Here is a 3161-nt window from a genome sequence, read left to right on the forward strand (position 1 = left end):
CATCGTCTGCTCCACATTCAGGGCATTTATTCTTTTGTGCTTTTGTTCCGTCAGGAATATATCTTTTCAATGATCTAACAACACCATTTTTCCAGGTATTAATACTTTCCGTATCGAAATTTAGATTGGAAATAAGTTCTACAGCTTGGTACAAAGGCATTCCATGCCGAAGGATACCTGAAATAAGTTTAGCGTAGTTCCAAAACGTTTTATCAAATGTACGTGACAAGCCTTCTGATGTTACTTTATATCCTTGTTTATCAAGAAATTGAAAGTCGTATCTAGCACGATTACCTTCTTTTTTGAAACGTATAACAGCTCCCCTTTCAACCCAAGGTGGTAAATAAAAATCATCTGCCTTTCCGGTAAATACTTCATATGGTTTTCCATCCAATAAGCCTACAACAGCTATCCATTTTTCGTAGTCATTCTGAAAACGAATAACATCTGCTTCTAATTTTTTAGGTCTAACCGGAGCTTGAGTTTCATGAAATCTATTTTTATCTTTATCTGTTTTAGCTACCAAAACACCAGATCGAGAACCGTCGCGATAAATAGTCATGCCTTTACAACCAGATTCCCAAGCCGTTTTATACACATCGCTTACTAATTCTTTAGGTGCATCTGCAGGCAAATTAACGGTTACAGAAATAGAATGATCTACCCACTTCTGAATTTGTCCTTGCATCTTAACTTTATTCACCCAGTTAATATCGTTAGATGTTGCTTTATGATATGGCGATTTTTCAATAATAGCATTTAAATCATTATCTGAATAATTCATTACATCCTTTTCGTCATATCCATTAATACGAAGCCAGTCTAAAAATTTAGGGTGAAACACATTATACTCTTCCCAACTATCGCCTACCTCATCGATAAAACTAACATCTGTATTTTTATCATTTGGATTTACTTTTCTTCTACGTTTATAAGCCACCATAAATACAGGCTCTATTCCCGAAGATGTTTGAGTACAAATACTTACACTTCCTGTTGGAGCAATAGTCAACAAAGCAATGTTTCTACGGCCATATTTTTTCATCTCTTCAATCACTTCAGGATCAGCTTCGCGAATACGGTTTATAAACGGATTATCAGCTTCACGTTCGTAATTAAAAATAGGAAATGCTCCACGGGTTTTGGCCAAATTAATAGAAGAGCGATAAGCCTCAATAGCTAATGTTTTATGTACTTCTGTTGAAAATGTTATAGCTTCTTTAGAACCGTAACGTAAATTTAAAGCGGCTAACATATCTCCTTCGGCAGTTATCCCTATTCCCGTACGACGACCTTCTATACTTTTTCTTTTAATATTTTCCCAAAGATTCGTTTCAACACGTTTCAGCTCTTTATCTTCAGGATCGGATTCTATTTTTTTAAGAATACGATCTATTTTTTCAATCTCAAGATCTATAATATCATCCATAATGCGTTGTGCATAATGAACATGTTCTGCAAATAATTCGGAATTAAATACTGCCTTATCGCTAAATGGATTTTCTACATAACTATAAAGGTTAAGCGCTAATAACCGACAGCTATCATAAGGACATAAGGGTATTTCGCCACAAGGGTTAGTAGAAACGGTTTTAAATCCCATATCAGCGTACGAATCCGGTACCGATTCTTTAATAACGGTATCCCAGAAAAGAATTCCGGGTTCGGCAGAAGCCCAAGCATTATTTATAATTTTATTCCATATTTTTTGAGCGTCAGCTTCCTTAACAACTTTTGGATTATCGCTATCTACAGGATACTGTTGAACGAATGGTGTTCCATTAACAACAGCCTTCATAAAGTCATCTGTTATTTTAACAGAAACATTAGCTCCTGTAACTTTACCTTGTTCCATTTTAGCATCTATAAAAGCTTCGGCATCAGGATGTTTAACAGATATACTCAACATCAAAGCACCTCTTCTTCCATCTTGCGCAACCTCGCGTGTAGAATTTGAATAACGCTCCATAAAAGGCACTATTCCGGTGGATGTTAATGCGCTATTTTTTACAGGGGAACCGGCTGGACGAATATGAGATAAATCATGCCCAACACCCCCACGACGTTTCATCAATTGTACTTGTTCCTGATCAATTTTCATAATTCCACCATAGGAATCTGAATCTCCATCGTTTCCAATAACAAAACAATTAGATAAAGAAGATGCTTGAAAATCATTACCAATTCCTGCCATAGGACTTCCTGCAGGAATAATATATTTAAAGTCTTTTAGAAGTTTAAATATTGTTTCTTTAGAAATGGGATTTGGATACTTTTGTTCGATACGATAAATTTCAGATGCTATACGCTCGTGCATTTCATCGGGTGTAAGCTCAAAAATATCACCGGCCGAATTTTTTAAAGCGTATTTGTTCATCCAAACACTTGCCGCTAAATCATCACCTGCAAAGTATGTAGTAGCTTCTTTTAATACTTCTTGATGAGTATATCTTTTTTGAAAAGGTTTATCACCGATATCATTTTTCATAAAATCTTGTTTTGTGCTTTTGTCATCTTTAACTAAAGAGCTGCTTTGTAGACGTCCAACCTCTATTTTATGATAGAAATTAGTAGTAATATCTTTTTTTTCAGTTTCAGTAACAGACGATGACACACTAGCGAACAAATCTTTCTCCATAATTCAAATGAGATATAATAATTTGATATTTTAAAACCTAAAGAGGCTATTTTTTTCTATGACCAAATGTAAAAATGATTTTTATAAATTTCAGTTTAAATTATTAACATGCTGCTGTTATTAACTTTAATAATACCGCAAAAGGCTTGATTTTATTGGGAATATAAGTTTCGGAACTTTCAAAATTATTTTTTAAACAATTTTGTTAATTCACTTGTTATCAGGGTGCAAGCCTACAAATAGAATTATTTTTCTGTATTTTTTTTTATTTTTTAAAAAAATAAAAAAAAGGATTTTTATATTTTTTTTAACATTTTGGCACGTTATTTATAAGCTAACGCTCTGTCAGGCTCCTTGCGGATTTCACAAAATTACACCTCAAAAAACAGATAAAAAAGGAAAAGAAATATCCTTTATGAAAAAAAGAAAATTTATCTTCAAAAGTAACAGTTTCTCTCCTTAAACAACAAAAAACAGTCTTGTTATTTTAAGAACAACATAAAAATAATTCGCCTCCGAAATA

The 3161-nt window shown here is 33.5% G+C and carries 1 protein-coding gene; it reads right to left on the reverse strand.

What is annotated here, in order from left to right; all coding sequences use genetic code 11:
• Positions 1-2488 (reverse strand): adenosylcobalamin-dependent ribonucleoside-diphosphate reductase (locus J7K39_09120; GenBank protein ID MCD6180049.1); only part of this gene is annotated, 2488 nt, incomplete at its 3' end.
• Positions 2489-3161: the final 673 nt, after the last annotated feature.

Source organism: Bacteroidales bacterium (assembly GCA_021157585.1).
In the GTDB taxonomy this organism is placed as follows: Bacteria; Bacteroidota; Bacteroidia; order Bacteroidales; family UBA12170; genus UBA12170.